Source organism: Devosia aurantiaca, assembly GCF_011058215.1.
In the GTDB taxonomy this organism is placed as follows: Bacteria; Pseudomonadota; Alphaproteobacteria; order Rhizobiales; family Devosiaceae; genus Devosia; species Devosia aurantiaca.
This window is the reverse complement of record NZ_JAALFG010000001.1, coordinates 47,451-70,173: the sequence shown is the minus strand read 5'-3', so window position 1 is coordinate 70,173 and position 22,723 is coordinate 47,451. Positions and strand designations below refer to the sequence as shown.

Below are 22,723 nucleotides of genomic sequence, written 5' to 3'. Positions count from 1 at the left end.
AGCTAGGGAGGGGGTGCCTTCAAACCCAGTCTGGCACGCTATCGAGCGCCAGCAATTCCTCCAGCGACTTCCTGGGCCGGATGACGTGCCAGCGGGCGCCGTCCACCAGAACTTCGGGGATCAGCGGGCGGGAGTTATAGGTCGAGGCCATGACCGCGCCATAGGCGCCGGCGCTCATGACGGCGAGGAGGTCGCCCTCCTTGACGCCGGCAATGGTGCGGCCCTTGGCGAGGTAATCGCCGGTTTCGCAGACCGGGCCGACGATATCGCCGGTGATTGGCGGCAGGTTGGATGGGTTGACCGGCTGAATGTCGTGATGCGCCTCGTAAAGGGTGGGGCGGATCAGGTCATTCATGGCGGCGTCGACGATGATGAAATCGGCCTCGCCGGTTTTCACATATTCGACCTTGGTAACGAGAATGCCGGCATTGCCGACAAGCAAGCGGCCCGGCTCGATCACCAGCGAACAGCCGAGTTGCCCGACTTTTTCGCGCACCAGGGCGGCATAGGCCTCCGGCAGGGGAGGCGCGTCCTCTTCGGGGTCATAGGGGATGCCGAGGCCGCCGCCGACATCGACATGTTCGATGTGGTGGCCATCGGCGCGGAGGTCGCCAACGAGCTCGGCCATCAGGGCGAAGGCGTCACCAAATGGTTCGAGATCGGTGATCTGTGAGCCGATATGCATGTCGACGCCGACGGCTTCGATATTGGGCAGCGCAGCGATGCGCCGATAAACGTCGCGCGCTCGCACGAAGGGAATGCCGAACTTGTTCTCGCTCTTGCCGGTCGAAATCTTGGCATGGGTCTTGGCATCGACATCGGGATTGATGCGGACCGAGACGCGCGCGGTGAGACCCATGTCGGCGGCGATCATCGACAGGCGTTCGAGCTCGGGCTCGCTTTCGACGTTGAAGCACTTGATGCCGACCTCGAGGCCGCGCCGCATTTCGGCGACCGTCTTGGCGACGCCGGAGAAGACAATCTTGTTTGGGCTGATGCCCGCGGCCAGGGCACGCTCGAGTTCGCCCAGCGAAACCACGTCGGCGCCACAGCCTTCCGAAGCCATGAGCTTGAGCACGGCCTGGTTGGAATTGGCCTTCATGGCATAGGCCATCAGCGTCGGAATGCCGGCAAAGGCCTCGCGCAGGACGCGCACATGGCGGCGGAGCGTGGCGCTGGAATAGACGTAAAAAGGCGTGCCGACCTCTGCTGCCAGAGCGTTGATGTCGACGTCCTCGGCATAAAGCACGCCGTCGCGGTGATTGAAGTGGTGGACCATGATGCGCGCCCCGCAGGTTTCGGGCACTTCCTAAAGCAGTGCCTTCGAAAACGAAAGCTAGACTTGCTTCGGCTCGAACGCGGTTTCGATGCGGTCGGCGACGAGGTGTTGCAGGCGCCAGAGATGCGGATCGTGGATGCCCATCTGTTCGAGGTGGTCGACGGTCTGGTGCAAATATTCGGCCATGGAGCCGCGGCTGCCTGTGGCCTTGGCGAGGACATCTGCGACTTCGGCTTCGCTGAGGCCGGAAACATAGCGGCCGGATTGGCGATCGATGCAGAAGGTCAGCGCCTTGATTCGATGATCGCCGCTTTGCACGGTGACCCAGCGCGGCGGAAAGGCCGAAGGCAGCCAGGCCATTTCGCGCTCGAAAAGCTGAATCAAGCACTCTTCGACGCGATCTGCCGGCAGGCGATAGGCGACGCCCTTGCAAGCCCCGCCACGGTCGAGCGCCAGCATGAGGCCCGGATTTTCGTCGCTGCCGCGCCAGCGATTGTTCCAGCCGAGGCAGAAGGCCCGGTGCCAGCCGCGGACCACGCCGGTGCGCATCTCGACGAAGTCGCAGGCCGGCTTCCAGATCAGTGAGCCATAAGCAAAGACCCAGATCTCGCCGGGATCGTCGATCTGAGCCATGAGCCGCGCAATGGTCGCGCGATGATCGTCAACGGTCGCCGCATGGTATCCCTCGGGCGGCGCCGGCATGTCCTCGGTGGTCTCTGGCGGCTGCACATAGGCGACGTGACGGGCGGTAAGGCGCATCTGTCGCGGTTTCCGGGGCATTGGCGATCCAAATCAGTCCAAAGATCGGATCAGACTAAAACGATGCTCGGATCAATCAACCCCGCCATCGCCATGGCCGCCATGCTTGCGCTTAGCCAACGGCTTGGGCTCGTGGGTTTGCCCGGTCAGCTGTGACTTCCAGCGCGCGGCTTGTTCGAGAACATTGGCGGGCGCCGTGCCGCCATATGATTTGCGGGCGGCGACCGAGGCTTCCACGGTCAGCACCTTGTGGATGCGGGAATCGATGCGCTCGTCGACTTGCTTGAAATCCTCGATGGTGAGGCCTTCAAGGCCGCAGTTCTTGCCTTCGGCCAATGCCACGATCTGCCCGGTGATGTGGTGGGCGTCGCGGAAGGGAATGTTGAGCTCGCGCACCAGCCAATCGGCGACGTCGGTGGCCGTCGAAAAGCCAGCCGAGGCAGAAGCGCGCATGCGGTCGCGATTGGGCTGCATGTCACCGACCATGCCGGTCATCGCGGCCAGCGACAGCGAAAGCGCATCGAGCGCGTCGAAGGCGACTTCCTTGTCTTCCTGCATGTCCTTGGAATAGGCGAGCGGCAGGCCCTTCATGACGACGAGCAAGGAATTGAGCGCGCCCAAGATGCGGCCGATCTTGGCGCGCACCAGTTCGGCCGCGTCCGGATTGCGCTTTTGCGGCATGATCGAGGAGCCGGTGGTGAACTTGTCCGAAAGCCGGATGAAGCCGAACTGGGCGCTCGACCAGATCACCATCTCCTCGGCAAAGCGGGAGAGATGCATGGCGCAGATCGAGGCGGCGGCGAGGGTTTCGAGAATGAAATCGCGATCCGATACGGCGTCGAGCGAGTTGGCGGTCGGCCGGTCAAAGCCGAGCGCTTGCGCTGTCGCATGGCGATCGATGGGGTAGGGCGTGCCGGCCAGGGCGGCCGAGCCGAGCGGATTTTCGTTGAGGCGCTTGCGCGCATCTTCGAGCCGGCCGGCATCGCGGCCGAGCATTTCGACGTAGGCCAGCAGGTGATGACCGAAGGTCACCGGCTGGGCGTTCTGGAGGTGGGTAAAGCCGGGCAGGATGGTTTCAGCTTCTTCTTCGGCCCGGGCCACGAGGCCGAGCTGCAGGGCGCGGATCTGGCCGACCAGCGTATCGATATAGTCGCGCACATAGAGGCGGAAATCGGTCGCGACCTGATCATTGCGCGAGCGCGCCGTGTGGAGGCGCCCGGCGGCATCGCCGATCTTTTCGCGCAGGCGCGATTCGACATTCATATGGATGTCTTCGAGCGCCCGCGAAAAGGTGAAGCTGCCACCCTCGATTTCGCCGAGCACCTCGTCTAACCCTTGCAAAATGGCGTCGCGATCGTCTCGCGTCAAAATGCCCGTGGCTTCGAGCATTGTCGCATGGGCCTTCGATCCGGCAATATCCTGGAGATAGAGGCGCTGGTCGAAACCGATCGAGGCGTTGATTTCTTCCATGATGGCGTCGGGTCCGGAAGCGAACCGGCCGCCCCACATCTTGTTGCTCATCTTTATGCCTTTTTCGGAGTTGCCCATGTCGAATTCCAGCGTAGCCCAAACCGGTCGCAAACGCTGGATGCTGCCGGTGACGCTGGCAGGTGCGGTCTTGGCGCTAGCTATAGCTTCGTGGATTTATCTGGGCAATGCCGCCCAGGCCATGTCTTGTCCGGCACAGGGTCCTGCCGCGCAGGTGATCGATGCGGCCGCCACGGGTGAACTTGCGGCGCTGATGGGCACAGGCACCGGCCGCGGCTACCAGGACATGGCGTTCAAGGATGCCTCGGGGGCGGACAAGACCATCGCCGATTTCAAGGGCAAGGCGCTGCTGGTCAATTTCTGGGCCAGCTGGTGCGTCCCGTGCCGGGAGGAAATGCCGGCGCTCGATGCCATCGCGACGCAGTATAATTCGGACAAGTTCGAAGTGCTGCCGATCAATCTCGATATCGGTGAGGGCGGTCTTGCCAAGGCGCAGGAGTTTCTGGCCGAGGGTGAATTCCAAAACCTGCCGCTTTATGCCGACAACACTTTTGCCGCCTTCGACCGGCTGAAGCGCGAAGCGGTGGCGGTGGGCCTTCCGGCGACATTGCTGCTCGATGCCGATGGATGCGAGCTGGCAGTATATTGCAGGGACCGGCGGAGTGGCACAGCCCGGATGGGGAGGCTGTGGTCAAGGCGTTGATGGGCTTGCGGGGGTAAGAAGCGCGACCCGCCAGTAGACCTCATCCTGAGCCTGTCGAAGGGCGAGGTCGTGGCAGGATCAGTGTACCCGACCTCGTGGTTCGAGACGCTTCGCTCCTCACCATGAGGTCTCATCCAGTGATTGGAACTAAGCCTGCTTGTCGACCTTGAGGCCCTGGCCCGGTGGCGGGGCGCTGGGGGTGGAGCCCATCAGCATGGTGATGAGGTTCATCTCCATCTCGTGGCTCTTTTTGGCGACGGCAATCTGGACCGATTGCTGCGTCTGGGCAGCGCGGGCGGTCAGGAGATTGCTGGCGAGGTCGGTGTTCATCGCCTGACCCTATGCCGCCGGCGTTAAGATCTCGTCAGCGCCCGCCCCAGAGAACGACGCCTTTACGCCGCAGCAACGGCGCCAGCACCACGCCTGCCGCAAAGCCGCCGATATGGGCCCACCAGGCCACGGGTTCATTGGAGCCGACCAGAACATAGAAAAACTGGCTGGCGATCCAGAAGCCCAGCATCCAGAAGGCAGGAACCGGCAGCGGGATCAGCCAGACAATGCGCGCAAGAACGAAGACGCGGGCATGGGGATAAAGCAGCACATAGGCGCCCATGATGCCGGCAACGGCACCCGAGGCACCGATCAGCGGACCATTGCCGTTGATGTTGAAGAGAAGATGCGCGAGCGCGGCCAGCACAGCGCAGGCGATGTAGAAAAAGAGGTATTTGGCGTGGCCGAGCGCGTCCTCGATATTGTCGCCGAAGACCCAGAGAAACAGCATATTGGTGAGGAGGTGCAGCCAGTCGGCATGCAAGAAGGCGTAGGTGACGAGGTTGGCCCAATCCGGCAGCCACGGCACCGGCTGGGGATAAAGGTCGCGCACGACGATCGGGATCATGCCGAAGTTAATCGCCGCTGCCTCAAAGGCGGCGGGCGGCAGCGTCGACTGGACAAGGAAGATCAGAACCGTCAGCGCAATCAGCCCGTAATTGACGAAGGGCAGGCGCACGTGGCGGATCGGGTTGCTGTCGTGGAGGGGCAGAAACAGGGCAAACTCCTTCAGGGGAAGGAAGCTCAGCCCTTCTTGTCCACGTCACCATAATTGCCCGGCACCCACAAGACATCTGCAGCGCCATTGTTGTTGGCAACCCGCGACAGAACGAACAGCAGGTCCGAAAGGCGGTTGAGGTATTTCAGCGTTTCATGATTTGTGTCGGGTTCGGCTTCGACAAGCGCGGAGACCAGCCGCTCGGCGCGTCGGGTCACGGTGCGGGCAATGTGAAGGCTTGCGGCAAGCGCCGAACCGCCAGGCAAAACGAAGCTGGTGAGGGGCGCAAGATCGGCATTGAAGCGGTCGATCGTGGTCTCGAGCCATGTCGTCTGCACGGGACGGACGCGAAGGCTGGGATATGGGGCGGCAGGATCGTCGGCGCCGGGTGTTGCAAGGTCGGAGCCAATGTCGAAGAGGTCGTTCTGTATGCGGGCCAGAACGGCGTCGATTGGGGCGCTGGCATGGAGCCGTGCCTGGCCAAGCGTGGCATTGGCTTCGTCCACGGTGCCATAGGCTTCAATGCGCAGGTCGTGCTTCAGCCGCCGTGGACCGCGCACCAGGCCCGTCGTGCCGTCATCGCCGGTCTTGGTATAGATGACGTTGAGCTTGACCATGAAAAGCGCTCTTAGCCGCCGCGGCCGCCAAAGAAGAACAGGGCGCCGAGCAGCAGCACGAGGGCAACGGCCTGGCCGATGACGCGCAGGCGCATCAGGCGCTGGCTGGTATTGCCGGGACCGCCCTTGAGCATGTTCCAGAGGCCCATGCCAAGAACGATGACGACGAACAGCAGCGCGAGCGCAATGGCGATATTGAGGAGCGTTTCCATCTTTGCCTAAGGGTTGGAGAGAGGAGCAGATGTCCCATTAATATAGGCAAGGAGGCCGCTCGCCACTGCGTCATAGATGGCACGAATTCGATGCGAGGTGAACAATTCCCTGTGTGTGGTGAGCCAGATCGGCATGGGCGGGATGTGGAGATCGATGGGGATCACCACCAGCCCCGGGGTCTGCCGTGCCAGCGTCTCCTGCCCGAAGCCGACACCGAGCCCGGCGCGGATCAGCTCCCACAAATGGGCCTGGTCATCGGTGCGGATGACGAAGTTCTCCCGCTTGAGCTCGAAGCCGAGCTTGCGGGCATGAAGGATGATGGCGTCGGATCGATCAAAGCCGAGGAGGTCATGTTCCCAGAGGTCGGCGATTTCCTTGGGCATGCCGCGGCGGGCGAGATAATCTTCATGCGCGACGGGCACGAGGGGATGTCGCCCAGGTGGCGCGTGACCAGTTCCAGCTGCGTTGGCCGGAACATGCGCACGGCGATGTCGGCCTCCCGCATCAGGAGGTTTTCGGCAGAATCGGAGGGCACGACCTCGATGCCGATGCGCGGATGGGCTTTGCGGATGGCGCCCAGGATTTTTGGCAGCACATAGTTGGAGATCATAAAGCTTGCGGTGATGCGTACTGTGCCGCCGGTATCGTCCTGCGCGCCTTCGGCAAGGATTGCGGCCTCGGCCAGCGAGTTTTGCGCGCGTTGCACCGGCTCATATAGGCGAAGCGCCGTTTCGTTGGGTTTGAGGCCCGTCAGTGTTCGCTCAAAAAGCGGAATGCCGAGATTTGCTTCCAGCGTTTCGATGTGCCGGCCGATTGTCGGTTGGCTCATGCTGAGATGTCGCGCGGCGGCCGAAAGCGAGCCTTCCGAGATCACGGCAGCAAAGCTGCGCCACAGTGCCCAGTCCGGTTCTCTATTCACGATTGAATACTCGACCCACGCTTCTGGCTAATCGCCATTCATTCTTGTAGCGCCCATCTTGGGCTCCAGCAACACAAAGGAGCTTTGAGATGAGCAAGGGTAAGGTCACGGTCCTCGGCAGCAATGGCCATATCGGCAACACCCTGATGTGGGCCTTTCGCGATGCCGGCTGGGACGTCACCGGGCTTGGCCGCATCAACCGCAAGCCGGTGCCGAATACGCGCTTCGTCAAGGGTGACGCCGACGACATCGCGGTGGTGAAGGCTGCGATCGCCGAGGCCGACGTCGTCGTCAATGCGCTCCATCTCCCCTATGACAAGTGGGGGAATGGCGCTGCCGAAGCACAGCTTCAGGTCGTGCTCAATTCTCTCAAGGGTAGCGGCAAGACGCTGATGTTTCCCGGCACGATCTACAATTATCGCGCTGCAGACCGTCAGCTGACCCCGACCTGCGACAAAGCGGCGAAAAGGCGCGTGGCCGCATTCGCGAAAACCTCGAGCGCATGATCCGCGCGGGTGCGGAAGCGGGCCATTACCAGGCGATCATCCTGCGTGCCGGCGATTTCTTCGGGCCCGGGCAGCGCGGTGAGTGGTTCGAGCAGGCCATCCTGATGGGTGAAGGCAAGGGCAAGATCCATCACCTCGGTGACTTGGACAAGCGCCATTCCTGGGCCTATTTGCCGGACCTTGGCCGGGCATTCGTGGCGCTGGCGGAGCAGCGGCAGGCACTGGGCAGGTTCGAAAACTTCCATTTTGCCGGCCACTGGATCAGCCATGGCGAGATCATGACCGCCACCCAGTCTGCGCTTGGCCGCCAGCTCAAGGTCACGCCCTTCCCCTGGTGGGGCATCCGCCTTGTCGGCCTCGTCAACGCGATCATGCGCGACCTTCATGAGATGCGCTACATCTGGAGCAACGAGATGGAGCTTGTGGATGAAAGGCTCGATGCGCTGCTGGGGCCCAGCTTTGCGACGCAATATGAGGTGGCGGTGAAGGCGACGGTGGATGAGTTGATGGGTGCGAAGCAGGCGGCTTAATCAAGAGCCCCCACCCCAACCTCCCCGTAAGTCGGGGGAGGAGCCGCATCGAGCCATGATCTCCAGCCGGACTCCTCCCCCTTCTTAAGGGGGAGGTTGGGTGGGGGTGCTAAAACCCAACCGCCCGCCTCACATCCTCAGCCGTCCACCCTTCCCTCCGCAAATCTCTTAAGCTTTGCGAGCCCTTCGACTTGCTGAGCTTGCCGCCATCGTCGCCCAACAGCAGCCGGTGGAAGAAGTAGATCGGCGACTGCAAGCCCAGGAGCATCTGCAGCAGGACGTGGATGTCGGTCGCCGCCTCAAGATCGCGGCCGCGCGTCACATGCGTGATGCCCTGCGCCGCGTCATCCACCACGACGCTGAGGTGATAGCTCGTCGGCACGTCCTTGCGCTGCAGCACGACATCGCCCCATCGCTCGGGTCGCGCATAGCGCACCTGAGGCCGGTCGAGCACGGTTGGGCCGACCACAGTGAAGGTCAGCATGCCGACACGATCCATTGCCTTTTCGACATCGAGCCGGAATTGCACCGGATCGCCGCGTTCAAGCCGCTCGATGCGTTCGGCGTTGGAGAGATGGCGGCAGGTGCCGGGATAAAGCGGCGCGCCGTCGGGATCGGTACCAGTGGAGGCTTCGGCGATCTCGGTCCGGCTGCAGAAGCAGGGATAAATCAGGTCCATGTCGCGCAGGCGATTGGCGGCTTCGGCATAAAGATCGAAGCGTTCGGACTGGATCAATATGGGCTCGGGCCAGTCGAGGCCGAGCCAGTGGAGATCCTCGATGATCGCCTCGGTAAATTCGGGTTTACAGCGGTTGAGGTCGATGTCTTCGATGCGCAGATGCGCTGTGCCGCCCAGTTTTTTTGCCGCGTCCCAGGTCACCAGCGCCGATAACGCGTGGCCGAGGTGAAGATATCCATTGGGGCTGGGGGCGAAGCGAAGCTGGGGTTTGGCCATGAGCCATTATAGGAATTCCGAGTGACTGTGACGAGTGAAACCACGCCCCGCATCGATACGCCCGAGGGTGTTGCCTGGCATTTGGATGCCCTCGTGAGCATGGTGCCGCGTCTGGCCCCGATGCGCGACGCCGTTGGCGTGGTCATGCCACGGGTCAACCCGAAACAGTTTGCCGGCATGGCCAAGGTGATTTCGGGGCAGCAGATTTCGGTGCAAAGCGCAGCGGCAATCTGGGGCAGGTTTTCGCAGCTACCCGGCGCGCTCGAGCCCGAGACTTATCTGCTGCTCGACGAAGACACCGTGCGAGCCGCCGGGTTCTCGCGCAGCAAGTACCTTACCTTGCGCGCGATCTCCGAGGCGGTGGTCGCAGGAGAGCTCGACTTTGATGAAGTTGATAACTTGCCCGGCGATGAAGCCATCAGCCGGCTTGTGGCTTTGCGCGGCATCGGGCCCTGGACGGCAGAGGTATACCTCTTGTTCTGCGCCGCCCATCCCGACATTTTCCCCGCTGGCGACCTGGCTTTGCTCAAGGCCGCGCATCACGGTCTCGGGCTTGACGCTCGCCCGACCATCAAGGAAATGATCGTCATCGCGCATGAATGGTCGCCGCACCGCTCAGTCGCGGCGCTGCTGTTTTGGCGCTATTTCGCTGCTCTCAAGAACCGAGAATCGAGCCTTCTATGATCAAGCTCTCCGGCCCCATGCTCGCGCCGATCAATGGCGGTGCGCCCGACAGCGCCGTGGTGCTGCTGCACGGCTATGGCAGCGATGGCAACGACTTTATCGCCATGGCGCCGCACTTCCAGCACCTGCTGCCGGGTGCGCTGTTCGTCTCGCCGCATGCGCCCCATCCTGCGCAGATGACGGGGTTTGGTCATCAGTGGTTTCCGATCAGCCTTGAGGAAGGGCGGCTGGCGCAGCGCCAGTTTGGCGTGGCCAGCGCGCGTCCGGTGCTGGTCGATTTCCTCCATGACCTTTGGGAGCAGACCGGCGTACCGCCAAACCGCACCATCCTGGCCGGCTTCAGCCAGGGTGCGATGATGGCGCTGCATGTCGGCTTGTCGCTGCCCAAGGAAGAAACCCTCATGGGTGTGATCGGCATCTCGGGCGCATTTCTGCCGCCGGACAATTTCGGCGATCCGTCCTTGGCTCGTCCTCCGGTCTGCCTCGTGCATGGTGACCGGGACGACGTTGTCTCACCCGAGCACAGCGCAAATGCTAACAGTCTGCTAACCAAGTCCGTCCCAGTGCTACGATATCACGTAAGCCGGGGAACTGGGCACGGCGTTTCGCCGGATGGAATCGCCTTCATCGCCAAGTTCATCGAAGTAATCACGAACAAATAAGCATCGCTGCCGCTTCACACGCCCGACACAAAGGGCTTAGTATAAAGGGGCTATGGACTTACGCGATTCCCGTTTCGGGAGCCTCAAGTGACTATCCATGTGTCGCCTGAGACCTGTCCCGCTCTTGTATTGAACGCCGATTACCGGCCGCTCAGCTATTACCCATTGTCCTTATGGTCCTGGCAGGACGCGATAAAAGCGGTGTGCCTCGATCGGGTGAACATCGTTTCCGAATACGAGACGAAGATCCATTCGCCCAGCTTCGAGATGCGGCTGCCCAGCGTCGTGTCTCTCAAGGACTACGTGAAACCGGCACGGCATCCCGCCTTCACGCGCTTCAATGTTTTCCTGCGCGACCGTTTCCAGTGCCAGTATTGCGGTTCGCCGCACGATTTGACCTTCGATCACGTCATTCCGCGCTCGAAAGGCGGTCTCACCACCTGGGAAAACGTCGTTGCCGCCTGCGCGCCGTGCAACCTGCGCAAGGCCAACCGCCTGCCCAGCGAGATCAAGATGTTCCCGCATCAGGCGCCTTTTGCGCCGACCGTGCATGACCTCCACAACAATGGCCGGGCCTTCCCGCCCAACCACCTGCACCAAAGTTGGCTCGACTACCTTTATTGGGACATCGAACTCGAGCCCTAGTGGCGGTTGCGGCGGTACTGGAAGGCAATGGACGCAAACAGCAGCACGACGATGGCTAGCGAGATCAGCGCGTTGTAGCCGGCCAGCGAAATGCCGAGAAAGCGGAACTGGACGACGTCGCAGCCGATGACCGGCTTGAGGTCGTTGAGTGCGTCGAGGCTGAACTCTTCGCCGAGGCCCGTGCAGGCAGTCGGGCCGGGCCAGAAACCCCATTCAACGCCAGCGTGGAAGGCGCCCATATAGGTGCCCCAGGCGAAAATGGCGAGTACGATCGCCATGCCAATATACCAAACGGGCAAGGGCAGCCTGTTCCAGAGCACGAGGATCAGCGCCAGGAGCGGCAGGCCCCAATAGTAGGCGAGGCGCTGTTCGAGGCAGAGTTCGCAGGGCACGAGGCCGCCGATATATTGCGATCCCAGCGCACCCAGGATGGCGGCGAGGCCAAGAAGAAAGGCAAGACCGGCAGCGATCTTGTCGAGCGGGCGGGCAGGGGACATGGCGATGATCTCAGGTGACGCTGTGATGGGAAGGACTTAGCGCCCGGCTGGGGCAAAAGCCAGATGGCAACAGGCTCGTGATTATTGCCCGTCTACGGCCTTCTTGAGGGCCATGGCATTTTGCGGCGCGTGCAGTTTGTCCTCGTGGACGAAGTAGGCGAAGACGTCACGACCGCCATCGCGCCAGGTTGCTATCTCCTTGGCCCAGCTTGCAATATCGGCATCTTCGTAGCCGGTGGCGGCTTCGCGCGCAGGCCCTTGCAGGCGGCAATAGGCGAAATCTGCGGTGAGTTCACGGCTAGAATTTTCCAGCGTATCGGCGATAACGCGAGCGACGTTGTGTCGAGCGAACAATGCGTTCGCTGCAGGATCATCAAAGCTTTTGTGCCGCGGCTCGATGGCGTGGCGGATCGGACCGACATCGGTTGCGTCGAGATAAGGTTCCGACTTGGAGCCATCGGCTTCGCTGGCGAGGGCCAGGTAGGAGGCGCTGTCTTTCGGTAAGAGCTTGAGAAAATCGGCAAGGACCTGTGGATCGAAGGCCAGGTTGGGCGGTAGTTGCCAGACAAAGGGGCCCAGTCGATTGCCGAGGGCCAGCGGACCGGAAGCAAAGAAGTTGGCGAGTTCCTGGCGGCAGTTCTTGAGGCGGCGAATGTGGGTGACGAGTTGCGGACCCTTGATGGAAAATCGAAAATTATCGGGGGTTTCGCCGGCCCATTTCTGGAAACTTGCTGGCTTCTGATTGGCGCGAAACGTTGCGTTGATCTCGATCGTCGTCAGTTGGCTGGCTGCGTAGCTCAGCTCTTTTTCTGAACGAGACCTTGCGGGAAGAAGGTGCCGCGCCAGGGTTCGAACACCCAGCCGGCGGTTCCGGTTCGCACTTCGCCACGATCTGTCATTCCCATTCCCTCCCTGAGGCGAGAGTGTCGCGACAGGTCGGTGTTAGCAATAGGCCGCAAATTGGTAATCATTTTTTGCCTTATTTGAGTGCATGGTGAACGAAGAGTTTCCGGGGGTGTTGTGTGCGCCGATCAACCATCGTTTCTTTTGCCGCAGCCATCCTTTCGGGTCTCAGCGCGGCAACCGCTGGCGCATGCGATGACCTGCGCATGGCGCGCGGTGGCGTGGTCACCGAGGTGGTCGACGGCGACACGGTGATCCTCGATTCGGGGCTCGTGGTGCGCATGATCGGAACGCAGGCGCCCAAACTGCCCCTGGGTCGGGAAGGCTATCCGACCTGGCCGTTGGCGCCCGAGGCAAAGACCGAGCTCGAAAACCTGGCGCTCAACAAGACGGTGATGCTCGGTTATGGCGGCGAGGAAAAAGACCGCTATGACCGGGCCCTTGCGCATGTCTTTGTCGAAGAGGGCGACGATGCCGTCTGGGCGCAGCAGCATATGGTCGAGAATGGCTTGGCGCGGGTTTACTCGTTTCCGGACAACCGCAAATGCCTCGATCAACTGTTTGCGGCTGAGGCGCGGGCGCGCGTGGAGCGGCTTGGAATCTGGACCGATCCCTATTACAGCGTGCGGGCGGCGGATCGACCGGCTGATTTGCTCGACCGAGTGGGCGACTATGAATTGGTGGAAGGACGCGTGCTCGTTGCCGAACGCAGCGGATCGCGCGTCTACCTCAATTTCGGGCGCTTCTATAAGGAAGATTTTACGGCTGTGATCGAAGCGCCGGCGCTGCGGCTTTTCGCGGCGGACGGGTTTGATCCGTTGACGCTCGAAAATGCCTTTGTGCGCATCAGGGGATGGGTGGATGACCGGGATGGTCCGCGCATCGAGATAACCCATCCCGAACAGATCGAGGTTCTGGCGAGGCAATGACCGCGCTTTTGAGCAAAAAGGTTTGGCGCATGGGAACGCTGGCAGCGCTGCTGCTGGCGCTGAGCGCCTGCACGTCGCTGACAGGGTCCAACATCAATGTGGCGCGCACCGGCGACATTCCGGCGCCGACCGTCGTGCCGGAAGGTACCGACCCCAATGATGACGTTCTGGGCCGGCGTGAGCATCCGCGCATTGTTGCGGCCTATGGCGGGGTCTACGAAGACCGGCAGGCCGAGATCATGGTCGCGCGGATCGTCGGCCGCCTCCTGGCGGCAGCCAACCAGCCCAATGTGCAGTTCCAGGTCACCATTCTCGATACGTCCGAAGTCAATGCCTTCGCGCTGCCGGGCGGCTACATCTATGTGACGCGCGGAATCCTGGCGCTGGCATCGGACACGAGCGAATTGGCAGCCGTGCTGTCGCACGAGATCGCGCACGTCACCTTGCGCCATGCCCGTGCCCGCACCGACAAGACACGCAACACGCAGATCGTCGATCGGGTGATCACCGGCATTCTGGGTGGCGATACGTCGACCGACGCCACCGCCAATCGGACGCGCCAGCAGTTGGCGGCATTCAGCCAGAATCAGGAACTCGAAGCCGATGCCGAGGGCATCAAGTTTGCCGGCAAGGCAGGCTATGACAGCCAGGCGGCGGCGCGCTTCCTGGGCGTCATGAGCCGGTTCGCGGCCTTTTCGGCAGGCGATACCGGCGATGGCGGCTTCTTGTCCTCACACCCGTCGACACCCTCCCGCATCCAGACCGCTTCAAGCCGGGCGCAGGGGCTGTTCGGGTCTTCGGCTGCCGGCGAGACGGATCGGGAAGGCTATCTTTCGGCAATTTCCGGCATGACCTTTGGCGACAGCCCGTCGCAGGGCTCGATCATCGGCCAGAGCTTTATCCATCCGGCGTCCAAATTCACCTTCACCGTGCCGCAGGGCTATTCGCTGCAAAATTCGCAGAGCGCGGTGGTGGGCGTTGCGGGCGATGGCGAAGCCGTGCGCTTCGACAGCGCCGTAGTGCAGCCCAATATGGCGCTGACCGATTACCTCAAGTCCGGCTGGATCGCCGGGCTCAAGGCCGACACTGTGCAGTCGCAGAGCTTTAACGGCATCGAAATGGCTTCTGGCCTCGCGCAGACGGACCAGTGGTTCTTCCGCGTCGCCGTGATGCGGCTCGATGGCGAAGTGTACCGCTTCATCTTTGCGGCCAAGTCAGACAGCCAGCGCTTTGCCAGCGGCGCGCAGCAGACGCTGCAGAGCTTCCGCCGCACCGATGCCAACGATCTGGCCAAGATCCGTCAGTTGTCGATCCGGCTGGTCACGGCAAAAGCCGGCGACACGGCGGACAGCGTGGCAGCGCAAATGGCCAATATCGCTGGCGGGCGGGATCTCTTTTATATCCTCAACAACCTTTATCCGGGGATCCGATGTCGCCGGGGCAGCGCTACAAGATCGTCAGCCGTTAAGGCTAGTCGGACGTGGCGTGCTGAAAGACAGCGCTGGCACGGCCAACCCCGTTGACGCCGAAGACGTTGCCGAATGCGTTACTGAACACCAGCATGCCGCTGATCAAGGCCACGGCGATCAAGCCGGCAATCAGCCCGTATTCGATGGCTGTGGCACCGGCATCATTGCGCAGAAACCGAATACTCAAAAGCTTGAGCATGGCCGCTCCTGAACAGGCGCCTTCTGGCGCTCACAAAAGATCGCAAAGGGCTGCGATCAGGGGCTCGTCCGCCGGTGGCATGGGATAGTCGCGCAGGGCTTGAGGCCTCACCCATTTGAGGGCTTGGTGCTCCCGGGCCTGCGGCGTGCCCTGCCATTTGCGGCAAACGTAAAGTGGCATCAACAAATGAATGTTTTCGTAAGAGTGGCTGGCAAAGCTTAAGGGCGCGAGGCAAGCTTCCTTGGTCTCGATCGCCAACTCTTCGCGAAGCTCGCGGATGAGGGCCGCCTCCGGCGTTTCGCCGGGTTCGACCTTGCCGCCAGGAAATTCCCAGAGTCCGGCCATGGACTTGCCTTCCGGCCGCTGCGCGATCAGGACACGGCGATCGGCATCGACCAGGGCGCAGGCGACAACCAGAAGGATCGGCTTGCCTGTCACTTGGCGGCTCCGGGAATGCGATAGTGGTAGTCGTACTGATGGGTGTAGCCGAGGCCCGTGTAGAGCGCCTTGGCGGCTTCATTGTCGCCCTGGACGTTGAGGGCTGCAAACTTTGCGCCCTGATCCTTGGCCCAGCTGAGGCCGGAGCGCATCATGGCGGCTGCCAGCCCCTGGCGCCGGCGGGTTGGATCGGTCACCACATTGCCGGTGATGCCTATGCCATTGGCCACGGCCATGATCGAGGAGGCAACGGCTTCGCCATCGCGGTGGATGACCACGCCCGCTGCAGGGACCGCAAGCATGGCAAGCAAAGCCTTCATCGCCGCCAGGGTCGCATCATCGTAGCTTTGCAGGCGCTGGGCGATTGCGAGGAATTTTGGGTCAAGCGGCGCAAAATACTCTGCGCTGGCATCGGCTTCAAAATCGCCGAGCTCCATGGCAAAGAGGTGGCTAGGGTCGATGGTCTGCCAATCGGCCTCATCGAGCGTGGCATTGAGTTCCGGGCTCGATAGCGGGGTGATGCGGAAGACCGGCTTGATCTTGCGCAGCACCATCCAAGACGAAGCCGAGATCACCCGGACATCGGCATCCTCGAAATCATCAGGGTCGAAGCACTGGGTGGAGTTGGCCCGCTTCGTATAGCCGCCCGCGGCACGGCGCAGCCAAGCGCCGTCCCATTTTTCTTCAATGCCGGGCCAGGCCAGGAGGCCGGCGCGTTCGAATGCTTCGGCGTCGGGGAGGCTCACATCAGCTCCGATAGTCGCCGTTGATGGTGATGTAGCCGTGGGTAAGGTCGCAGGTATAGACCGTGGCCTGGCCTGAACCGAGGCCAAGCTCGACCGTGACTTCAAGCTCTTCGCCCTTCATGTAGGCGCTGGTGGCAGCTTCGTCATAGCCTTGCGCGCGCTCACCGTTCCTGGCGACAACGAGGTCGCCGAAACGGATCGAGAGCTTGTCGCGGTCGGCCGGCTCGCCGGCCTTGCCGACGGCCATGACGACGCGTCCCCAATTTGCGTCTTCGCCGGCAATGGCGGTCTTGACCAAGGGCGAGTCAGCGATCGCCTTGGCGATGCGGAAGGCGGAGGCGTCGGTGGTGGCGCCTTCGACATGGATCGAGACCTGCTTGGTCGCGCCTTCGCCGTCGCGAACGGTGAGGATGGCGAGCTCGAAGAGAACGTCGGCAAGTGCGGCGCCAAAGATTTCGGCGCGCGGGTCATCGAGGCTGTTGATGGCATCGACCGGCGCCTTGCCGGTGGCAAAGGCAAGAAGCGTGTCGGAAGTGGAGGTGTCACTGTCGACTGTGATGGCGTTGAACGTGGTCTGCACATGCTGGCTGAGCAGCGCCTGCAGAACCGGGGCCGCGATCGGCATGTCGGTGACGACGAAGCTCAGCATGGTCGCCATGTCCGGCGCAATCATGCCCGAGCCCTTGGCGATGCCGTTGATCTTGACCTCGACGCCATCAATCTCGAGCACGGCGCCCGAGAGCTTTGGAAAAGTATCGGTGGTCATGATCGCCCTGGCCGGCTCGATCCATGGCGCATCGACGAGACGGGTGGCGGCTTCGTCGAGCTTGCCATCGAACTTGCTCGCGTCGATCAGCTCGCCGATCACCCCGGTCTGGGCGATGAAGACTTCCGACGGTGCGCAGCCGAGAGCCTGTGCCGCGACCCTCGTGATATAGCGAACGCTTTCGCGGCCCTTCTGGCCGGTGAAGGCGTTGGAATTGCCCGAGTTTACGACCAGTCCGCGGGCAACGCCGCCGGGCAGGTTTTCGCGGCAGAGCTCGACTGCAGCCGAGGAGGTGGCGGAGCGGGTGAGCACACCGGCGGCCACCGTGCCTTCATCGAAGGCCATCAGCAGCACGTCGGTGCGGTTCTTGTACTTGATGCCCGCTTCAGCCGTGGCGAAGCGAACGCCGGCGATGGGCGGCAGATCCGGATAGGATTTGGGAGCGAGGGGAGAAACCGGATGGGCAGCCATGAAGCATCACCTTAGCCAAGCAGAATGTGCTTCGTGTGCCCGAAACATGTGACGGGCGCAAGGCTGAGGCGAGGCTCCCGGCTTAGGCAATGATGCGCTTCTTGCCGGCGATGAAGGCGCCGAAGCGGCTGGTGATGAAGGGCACGACAAGGAAGACGATGGTGGTGGCCATGAAGGGCACGAGCACGAGACTGCGCTGCCAGAATTCCCAGCCTGGCGTCATCATGGAGACAAGCGTCGCATAGATGACGACCACGGGATAAACGGCAAAAGTCATGAGCAGGGCCATGCGGGCCTTGGCGGCAAAAGAGAGGTGCATGAGAAACTCCAACGAAACGATGCGTTTCGATATTTAACGAAACGGTCCGTTTCGTTCAAGTCTTTTCTTCAGCTCTTTTTTGACCCATATTGCCGACATGGAAACCGAGACCGAAGATCTTAGCCGCCGCTCGATCGGCGCCCGCCGCAATCCTGCAAGCCAGGAGGCCATTCTCGACGCCGCCGAAGCGGTGCTGCGGGAAGGCGGCATTGCAGGCTTTTCAATCGAGGCGGTGGCACGGCGGGCGAGGGCGGGTAAGCCGACGATCTATCGCTGGTGGCCCAATCGCACGGCGCTGATGCTGGACGTTTATACGCGCTTCAAGAATGCCCGCGCCTTTCCGGACACCGGAACGCTGCGCGGCGACCTCGTGGCGTTTCTGGACAACCAACTGCTCGGCTTTTGGAAGGACAGCCTTTGCGGCACGGTTTACCGCGCAGTGATCGCCGAGGCCCAAAGCGATGCGGGCGCCGAGGAGGCTTTGCAGGCCTATCAGGCAGATCGCAAGCAGCGTGCCCTTGTTCTCGTGGAGCGCGCCAAGGCGCGCGGCGAGGTATCCCAGGATGTCGACGCGGCGCTGATCATCGATCTTGTGGTGGCCTATGCCTGGCACCAGTTGCTGGTGGGGCATGTGGCGCAATCGATGAGCAAGGTCGAGGCGGTCGTCGATACGGTTCTGCTCGGCACTCCCGGCTACCGGGCATAAAAAAGCCCGGCGCATGGCCGGGCTTTCCCCTTCGATTTGGGTGATCTTACTGCGCGGCCGGCTCGGCGGCGACACCGGCAGCCGCTTCGGCTTCCATGGCCTCCTGGGCGTCGAACTTTGCCTTGAGCTCGGGATCGGCGATGTTGACGGTGACGCCGGCCATCAGCTCGTCGACCTTGGAGACGAAGGCCTGCTGGAGAAGCTGCTGCTGGATCTGCGGGGCAACCTGTTCGAGAGCCGGCGGGGCGGACTGGCGCTTTTCCTCGAGACGGATGATGTGCCAGCCAAACTGCGACTGCACCGGAGCGGAGATGTCGCCCGGATTGGCCAGCGCATAGGCGGCTTCCTCGAAGGGCTGGACCATCATGCCGCGGCTGAAGAAGCCGAGGTCGCCGCCATTGGCTGCGCCGGGATCGATGGAGTTTTCCTTGGCGAGGGTGGCAAAATCGGCGCCGCCATCGAGCTCGGCCTTAAGCTCGTTCGCCTTTTCCTCGCTGTCGACGAGGATGTGGCTCGCGTGGATTTCGTCCTGCGGCTGGAACTGGGCGACGTAGCGGTCGTATTCGGCCTGCACGGCCTCGGGCGTCACGGCGCCGGCAATGGCGTCGGCAAAATAGGCTCGGCGGAGGGCGCGTTCTTCAAGATAGGCCTGGCGCTGGGCAAAAAGCGGGGTCTGGTCCATGCCGGCGGCGCGCGCGGCGTCGGACATGACCTTCATGTCGATGAGGATGCGGACCAGAAAGGCGCGGCGCTCTTCGGGCGGCATCTGCGAGAGGTCCTGCGCCATGTCTTCGGCGGCAAAGCCGAGATCGGCTTCGGTGATGTCCTGGTCGCCGACCGTTGCGACTACGGCATTGGGGTCGATCGCTGCCGGTGCGGCAGGCGTCGCGGCGGCAGGAGCGGCCGGTGCGGCCTCTGCCGGGGCAGCATCGGCGGGGGCGGCTGTGTCAGCAGGCGGAGTCGAGGCGTCCTGGGCGATCGTCGCCACAGCCGGCGCGGCAAGCATGAGCGCAGCAAGGCTAAGGGCGCGGGTCAGGCGCGAAGAAGAGGTCAGCATCGGGGAATTGTCTCCTTGGCCGGGCCCATCGCGGGCGATCCAGCATGGTCGAAAAGCAGTTCGGACCCGGCTCGCACGACAAGGGGGCCAAAATGTGCCGCCAGCATCGCGATCCGTTCACTCGATCGTGGTCGGCAAAGGCGTAAAGCCGAAGGATCAAGGGAGGTGTCGCCGATTTCGGATACGTTGACAAGCCTTGGCCCCCTCCTACATCTCACCCGCTTTTACGAAAGCATGCGCCTTGTGCCGCGTTCAGTACGCGCCGGGACATGCGGACACTCCACACAGGGAACCGGAAGGGTTTCCCCAAGTTGTGACGAGGCGAAAATGGGGTCTGCTGCCGCGCCCGTCTGACGCTGGCTGCCCAACCCGACGCCCCGCCGCCCAACACAAGGACCTTACGAATATGGCACTTGCTGCGTTTGCCCGAAAGATTTTCGGGTCGCCGTCTGACCGTCAGGTCAAGCGGTACCAGGGCAAGGTGACGGCGATCAATGCGCTTGAGCCGGATCTGGTCAAGCTCAGCGATGACGAATTGCGGGCCCGCACCGCCGATTTCAAGGCGCAGATCGAGCGCGGCGCGAGCCTCGACGATCTCGTGGTGCCGGCCTTTGCCACCGTGCGCGAAGCGTCCAAGCGCGTCCTGGGCATGCGGCACTTCGATGTGCAGATGATCGGTGGCATGGTCATGAACGACCGCGGCATTGCCGAAATGCGCACCGGTGAAGGCAAGACGCTGGTGGCGACGCTGCCGATGTATCTCAATGCGCTGACCGGCAAGGGCGCGCATCTGGTCACGGTCAACGACTACCTCGTCAAGCGCGACGCGGCCTGGATGGGCCAGATCTATGCTTTCCTCGGTCTGTCCTGGGGCACGATCGTGCCGGGTCTTTCGGATGCCGAGCGCAAGGCCGCCTATAACGCCGACATCACTTACGGCACCAATAACGAGCTCGGCTTCGACTACCTTCGCGACAACATGAAATATACGCGCGCCCAGATGGTGCAGCGTGGCCATGAATTTGCGATCGTCGATGAAGTGGACTCGATCCTCATCGACGAAGCGCGCACGCCGCTGATCATTTCTGGTCCGTCCGAAGATCGTTCCGAACTCTATATGCAGATCGATGCGCTGATGCCGATGATCGGCGAGGGCGATTTCGAGCTCGAAGAAAAGCACCGCGCCGCGACCTTTACCGACCAGGGCGTCGAAAAGCTCGAAGCAGCGCTCGCCGAAGCAGGGCTGCTCAAATCCGGCTCCATGTATGACGTCGAAAACGTCGCGCTGGTGCACCACGCCAATTCGGCGCTGCGTGCACACAAGCTCTTCCGTCGCGACAAGGATTATATCGTCCGCAACGATGAAGTCGTCATCATCGACGAATTCTCGGGCCGCATGATGCCGGGCCGCCGGTATTCGGAAGGCTTGCACCAGGCGCTGGAAGCCAAGGAACACGTCAAGATCCAGGCCGAGAACCAGACGCTGGCCTCGATCACGTTCCAGAACTATTTCCGCCTCTACAAGCGCCTTGCCGGCATGACTGGTACGGCCGAGACTGAAGCGGAAGAATTCGCCGACATCTATAGCCTCGGTGTGACCACCGTTCCAACCAACCTGCCGATCCAGCGCATCGACGAAGACGACGCGATCTTCCGAACGGCAGAAGAAAAGTTCGACGCCATCGCCGACCTGATCAAGGAATGCCAGGAACGCGGGCAGCCGGTTCTGGTCGGCACGACCTCGATCGAAAAATCGGAAATGCTGGCCGATCTTCTGCGCAAGAAGAATGTGGGCCAGATGAACGTGCTCAATGCCCGTCACCACGAGCAGGAAGCCTTTATCGTGGCCGATGCGGGCCTGCCGGGCGCGATCACCATCGCCACCAACATGGCTGGCCGTGGTACCGACATCCAGCTCGGCGGCAATCTCGAAATGCGCATCCAGAAAGAGGCCGATGGCCTCGAAGGGGAGGCGCGCGACGCCAAGATCGTCGAGATCAAGGGCAAGATCGCCGAAGACAAGCAGAAGGCCTTGGCTGCCGGGGGCCTCATGGTCATCGGTACCGAGCGCCATGAATCGCGCCGTATCGACAACCAGCTGCGTGGCCGTTCGGGCCGCCAGGGCGATCCGGGGCATTCAAAATTCTTCCTGTCGCTTCAGGACGATCTGATGCGCATCTTCCCGGTCGACAGCATGGACTCCATGCTCGGCAAGCTCGGCCTTGAGCAGGGCGAGTCGATTACCCATCCGTGGGTAAGCAAGGCCATCGAGCGGGCGCAGGGGAAGGTGGAGTCGCGCAACTTCGACATCCGGAAGAACATCCTCAAATACGACGACGTGATGAATGATCAGCGCAAGGTGATCTTCGAGCAGCGTATCGAATTCATGGATGCGACCGACGTCAGCGAAACCATTCTCGACATGCGTCAGGAGGTGGTCACCAATATCGTCGCCAAGTCGATCCCGCCGCGCTCCTTCCCAGAGCAGTGGAACATCGAGCAGCTGACGGAAGCCTGCAAGACCTATCTCAACCTCGACCTGCCGATCGCCGAGTGGGCGCAGGAAGAGGGGATCGACGCCGAGACCGTCGAAGAGCGCATCCGCAACTCTGCAGACCAGTTCATGCAGAGCAAGGAAGAAAATACGGTCAAGGCTTTCCAGGAAGCCGGTTCGCCGATGCCAAACGTCATGCGGCAGATGGAAAAGGACATCCTGCTGCGCTCGGTGGACGGGCTCTGGCGCGAGCATTTGGTGATGCTCGACCACCTCAGCAAGGTTGTCGGCTGGCGCGGTATCGCCCAGCGCGATCCGCTGATGGAATATAAGCAGGAAGCCTATGAGCTGTTCCAGTCGTTGCTCGCCAACCTGCGCGAGCTGGTGACGACGCAGATGAGCCATCTGATGATCCAGCCGCGTCCGCCGGCACAGCCGTCGTCGATCCCGCCGCTCAACCTCAACACGACGGGGCTCAGCGCTACGCATATCGATCCGACGACGGGCGAAAACGATGCGACGAGCGGTGTTAGCGGTACCGTGCCGGGCAATGCCTTTGCGGCAGGTCCCTTTGCCGATGGGCAGAATGATAGCCAGGATGCCGATACGTCGTTACGGCCGATCGATCCTGCGCTGCTGGTCGGGGTGTCTCGCAACGCTCCCTGCCCCTGCGGTTCGGGCAAGAAGTTCAAGCACTGCCACGGCGCCTTCGCCTAAGAAG

The 22,723-nt window shown here is 62.1% G+C and carries 26 protein-coding genes and 1 pseudogene; 10 read left to right on the top strand and 17 right to left on the bottom strand.

Features of this window, described 5'->3' with window-relative positions:
- Positions 1–19: 19 nt before the first annotated feature.
- The 3 genes from lysA to argH all read right to left on the bottom strand — a co-directional run bounded on the left by lysA (position 20) and on the right by argH (position 3,559).
- Positions 20–1,279, bottom strand: a complete 1,260-nt coding sequence (lysA, locus tag G5575_RS00395; protein ID WP_164533689.1) for a diaminopimelate decarboxylase — start codon at positions 1,277–1,279, stop codon at positions 20–22.
- 57 nt (positions 1,280–1,336) lie between these two features.
- Complete coding sequence (locus G5575_RS00390; protein ID WP_164532626.1) at positions 1,337–2,038, bottom strand: gamma-glutamylcyclotransferase; 702 nt, start codon at positions 2,036–2,038, stop codon at positions 1,337–1,339.
- Between the two features lie 72 nt (positions 2,039–2,110).
- Positions 2,111–3,559: an argininosuccinate lyase gene (gene argH, locus G5575_RS00385; protein ID WP_164533688.1), complete on the bottom strand. Its 1,449-nt coding sequence runs from the start codon at positions 3,557–3,559 to the stop codon at positions 2,111–2,113.
- 25 nt (positions 3,560–3,584) lie between these two features.
- Between argH and G5575_RS00380 the strand changes: the two genes are divergently transcribed.
- Positions 3,585–4,229, top strand: a complete 645-nt coding sequence (locus tag G5575_RS00380) for a TlpA disulfide reductase family protein (RefSeq protein ID WP_164532625.1) — start codon at positions 3,585–3,587, stop codon at positions 4,227–4,229.
- A gap of 147 nt (positions 4,230–4,376) precedes the next feature.
- On the opposite strand, the gene G5575_RS00375 is transcribed toward G5575_RS00380, so the two are convergent.
- From G5575_RS00375 to G5575_RS00350, 5 genes and pseudogenes are all read right to left on the bottom strand, one after another.
- Complete coding sequence (locus G5575_RS00375) at positions 4,377–4,559, bottom strand: putative motility protein (protein WP_164532624.1); 183 nt, start codon at positions 4,557–4,559, stop codon at positions 4,377–4,379.
- Positions 4,560–4,593: 34 nt separating this feature from the next.
- Positions 4,594–5,238, bottom strand: a complete 645-nt coding sequence (locus G5575_RS00370) for a rhomboid family intramembrane serine protease (protein WP_207632948.1) — start codon at positions 5,236–5,238, stop codon at positions 4,594–4,596.
- 65 nt (positions 5,239–5,303) lie between these two features.
- Positions 5,304–5,894: a cob(I)yrinic acid a,c-diamide adenosyltransferase gene (locus tag G5575_RS00365; RefSeq protein ID WP_164532623.1), complete on the bottom strand. Its 591-nt coding sequence runs from the start codon at positions 5,892–5,894 to the stop codon at positions 5,304–5,306.
- Between the two features lie 11 nt (positions 5,895–5,905).
- Positions 5,906–6,106 carry a twin transmembrane helix small protein gene (locus tag G5575_RS00360; protein WP_164532622.1) on the bottom strand — a complete coding sequence of 67 codons (201 nt, stop codon included), beginning with the start codon at positions 6,104–6,106 and terminating at the stop codon, positions 5,906–5,908.
- Positions 6,107–6,112: 6 nt separating this feature from the next.
- Positions 6,113–7,026: pseudogene (locus G5575_RS00350) on the bottom strand (LysR family transcriptional regulator).
- Positions 7,027–7,115: 89 nt separating this feature from the next.
- Between G5575_RS00350 and G5575_RS00345 the strand changes: the two are divergent.
- Positions 7,116–7,532 (top strand): NAD-dependent epimerase/dehydratase family protein, encoded by a 417-nt coding sequence (locus tag G5575_RS00345; protein ID WP_164532619.1) that lies wholly within the window; start codon positions 7,116–7,118, stop codon positions 7,530–7,532.
- A complete protein-coding gene (locus G5575_RS00340) occupies positions 7,529–8,062 on the top strand; it encodes an NAD-dependent epimerase/dehydratase family protein (RefSeq protein WP_164532618.1) in 534 nt (177 codons plus the stop codon). Before G5575_RS00345 ends, G5575_RS00340 begins: the two co-directional genes overlap by 4 nt.
- Before the next feature lie 109 nt (positions 8,063–8,171).
- On the opposite strand, the gene gluQRS is transcribed toward G5575_RS00340, so the two are convergent.
- A complete protein-coding gene (gene gluQRS, locus G5575_RS00335; protein WP_164532617.1) occupies positions 8,172–9,017 on the bottom strand; it encodes a tRNA glutamyl-Q(34) synthetase GluQRS in 846 nt (281 codons plus the stop codon).
- A gap of 21 nt (positions 9,018–9,038) precedes the next feature.
- Here gluQRS and G5575_RS00330 point away from each other — a divergent pair, with 21 nt between their 5' ends.
- The 3 genes from G5575_RS00330 (at position 9,039) to G5575_RS00320 (ending at position 11,008) form a co-directional block, all read left to right on the top strand.
- On the top strand, positions 9,039–9,701 hold the full coding sequence (locus G5575_RS00330) for a DNA-3-methyladenine glycosylase family protein (RefSeq protein WP_328765781.1): 663 nt from the start codon (positions 9,039–9,041) through the stop codon (positions 9,699–9,701).
- Positions 9,698–10,363: an alpha/beta hydrolase gene (locus G5575_RS00325; RefSeq protein WP_164532616.1), complete on the top strand. Its 666-nt coding sequence runs from the start codon at positions 9,698–9,700 to the stop codon at positions 10,361–10,363. Before G5575_RS00330 ends, G5575_RS00325 begins: the two co-directional genes overlap by 4 nt.
- 87 nt (positions 10,364–10,450) lie before the next feature.
- Positions 10,451–11,008, top strand: a complete 558-nt coding sequence (locus tag G5575_RS00320; RefSeq protein WP_164532615.1) for an HNH endonuclease — start codon at positions 10,451–10,453, stop codon at positions 11,006–11,008.
- Here G5575_RS00320 and G5575_RS00315 read toward each other — a convergent pair.
- Together G5575_RS00315 and G5575_RS00310 are read right to left on the bottom strand one after the other, a co-directional pair.
- Positions 11,005–11,505, bottom strand: coding sequence for a disulfide bond formation protein B (locus G5575_RS00315; RefSeq protein ID WP_164532614.1), 501 nt, complete (start codon positions 11,503–11,505; stop codon positions 11,005–11,007). The two genes, G5575_RS00320 and G5575_RS00315, sit on opposite strands and share 4 nt — an antisense overlap.
- A gap of 81 nt (positions 11,506–11,586) precedes the next feature.
- Positions 11,587–12,276 carry a DUF72 domain-containing protein gene (locus tag G5575_RS00310; RefSeq protein WP_328765890.1) on the bottom strand — a complete coding sequence of 230 codons (690 nt, stop codon included), beginning with the start codon at positions 12,274–12,276 and terminating at the stop codon, positions 11,587–11,589.
- Between the two features lie 251 nt (positions 12,277–12,527).
- On the opposite strand from G5575_RS00310, the gene G5575_RS00305 reads away from it, so the two are divergent.
- A complete protein-coding gene (locus G5575_RS00305; protein ID WP_328765780.1) occupies positions 12,528–13,337 on the top strand; it encodes a thermonuclease family protein in 810 nt (269 codons plus the stop codon).
- Positions 13,334–14,860, top strand: coding sequence for a M48 family metalloprotease (locus G5575_RS00300; RefSeq protein ID WP_164532613.1), 1,527 nt, complete (start codon positions 13,334–13,336; stop codon positions 14,858–14,860). Before G5575_RS00305 ends, G5575_RS00300 begins: the two co-directional genes overlap by 4 nt.
- Here G5575_RS00300 and G5575_RS00295 read toward each other — a convergent pair.
- The 5 genes from G5575_RS00295 to G5575_RS00275 all read right to left on the bottom strand — a co-directional run bounded on the left by G5575_RS00295 (position 14,808) and on the right by G5575_RS00275 (position 17,745).
- Positions 14,808–15,005: a Flp family type IVb pilin gene (locus G5575_RS00295; protein ID WP_164532612.1), complete on the bottom strand. Its 198-nt coding sequence runs from the start codon at positions 15,003–15,005 to the stop codon at positions 14,808–14,810. The two genes, G5575_RS00300 and G5575_RS00295, sit on opposite strands and share 53 nt — an antisense overlap.
- A gap of 30 nt (positions 15,006–15,035) precedes the next feature.
- Positions 15,036–15,443 carry an 8-oxo-dGTP diphosphatase MutT gene (gene mutT, locus G5575_RS00290; protein ID WP_164532611.1) on the bottom strand — a complete coding sequence of 136 codons (408 nt, stop codon included), beginning with the start codon at positions 15,441–15,443 and terminating at the stop codon, positions 15,036–15,038.
- On the bottom strand, positions 15,440–16,189 hold the full coding sequence (locus G5575_RS21375) for a GNAT family N-acetyltransferase (RefSeq protein ID WP_164532610.1): 750 nt from the start codon (positions 16,187–16,189) through the stop codon (positions 15,440–15,442). Before G5575_RS21375 ends, mutT begins: the two co-directional genes overlap by 4 nt.
- Before the next feature lies 1 nt (position 16,190).
- On the bottom strand, positions 16,191–17,426 hold the full coding sequence (gene argJ, locus G5575_RS00280) for a bifunctional glutamate N-acetyltransferase/amino-acid acetyltransferase ArgJ (RefSeq protein WP_164532609.1): 1,236 nt from the start codon (positions 17,424–17,426) through the stop codon (positions 16,191–16,193).
- A gap of 82 nt (positions 17,427–17,508) precedes the next feature.
- Complete coding sequence (locus tag G5575_RS00275; RefSeq protein WP_164532608.1) at positions 17,509–17,745, bottom strand: hypothetical protein; 237 nt, start codon at positions 17,743–17,745, stop codon at positions 17,509–17,511.
- A 79-nt stretch (positions 17,746–17,824) separates the two neighbouring features.
- Between G5575_RS00275 and G5575_RS00270 the strand changes: the two genes are divergently transcribed.
- Positions 17,825–18,451, top strand: a complete 627-nt coding sequence (locus G5575_RS00270) for a TetR/AcrR family transcriptional regulator (protein WP_235935476.1) — start codon at positions 17,825–17,827, stop codon at positions 18,449–18,451.
- 46 nt (positions 18,452–18,497) lie between these two features.
- Here the strand turns inward: G5575_RS00270 and G5575_RS00265 are convergent, their stop codons facing one another.
- A complete protein-coding gene (locus G5575_RS00265; protein ID WP_164532607.1) occupies positions 18,498–19,508 on the bottom strand; it encodes a peptidylprolyl isomerase in 1,011 nt (336 codons plus the stop codon).
- A gap of 406 nt (positions 19,509–19,914) precedes the next feature.
- On the opposite strand from G5575_RS00265, the gene secA reads away from it, so the two are divergent.
- The gene (gene secA / locus G5575_RS00260; protein WP_164532606.1) at positions 19,915–22,719 is read left to right on the top strand and encodes a preprotein translocase subunit SecA; all 2,805 of its coding nucleotides are present in this window, start codon (positions 19,915–19,917) and stop codon (positions 22,717–22,719) included.
- The last annotated feature ends 4 nt before the right edge of the window (positions 22,720–22,723 follow it).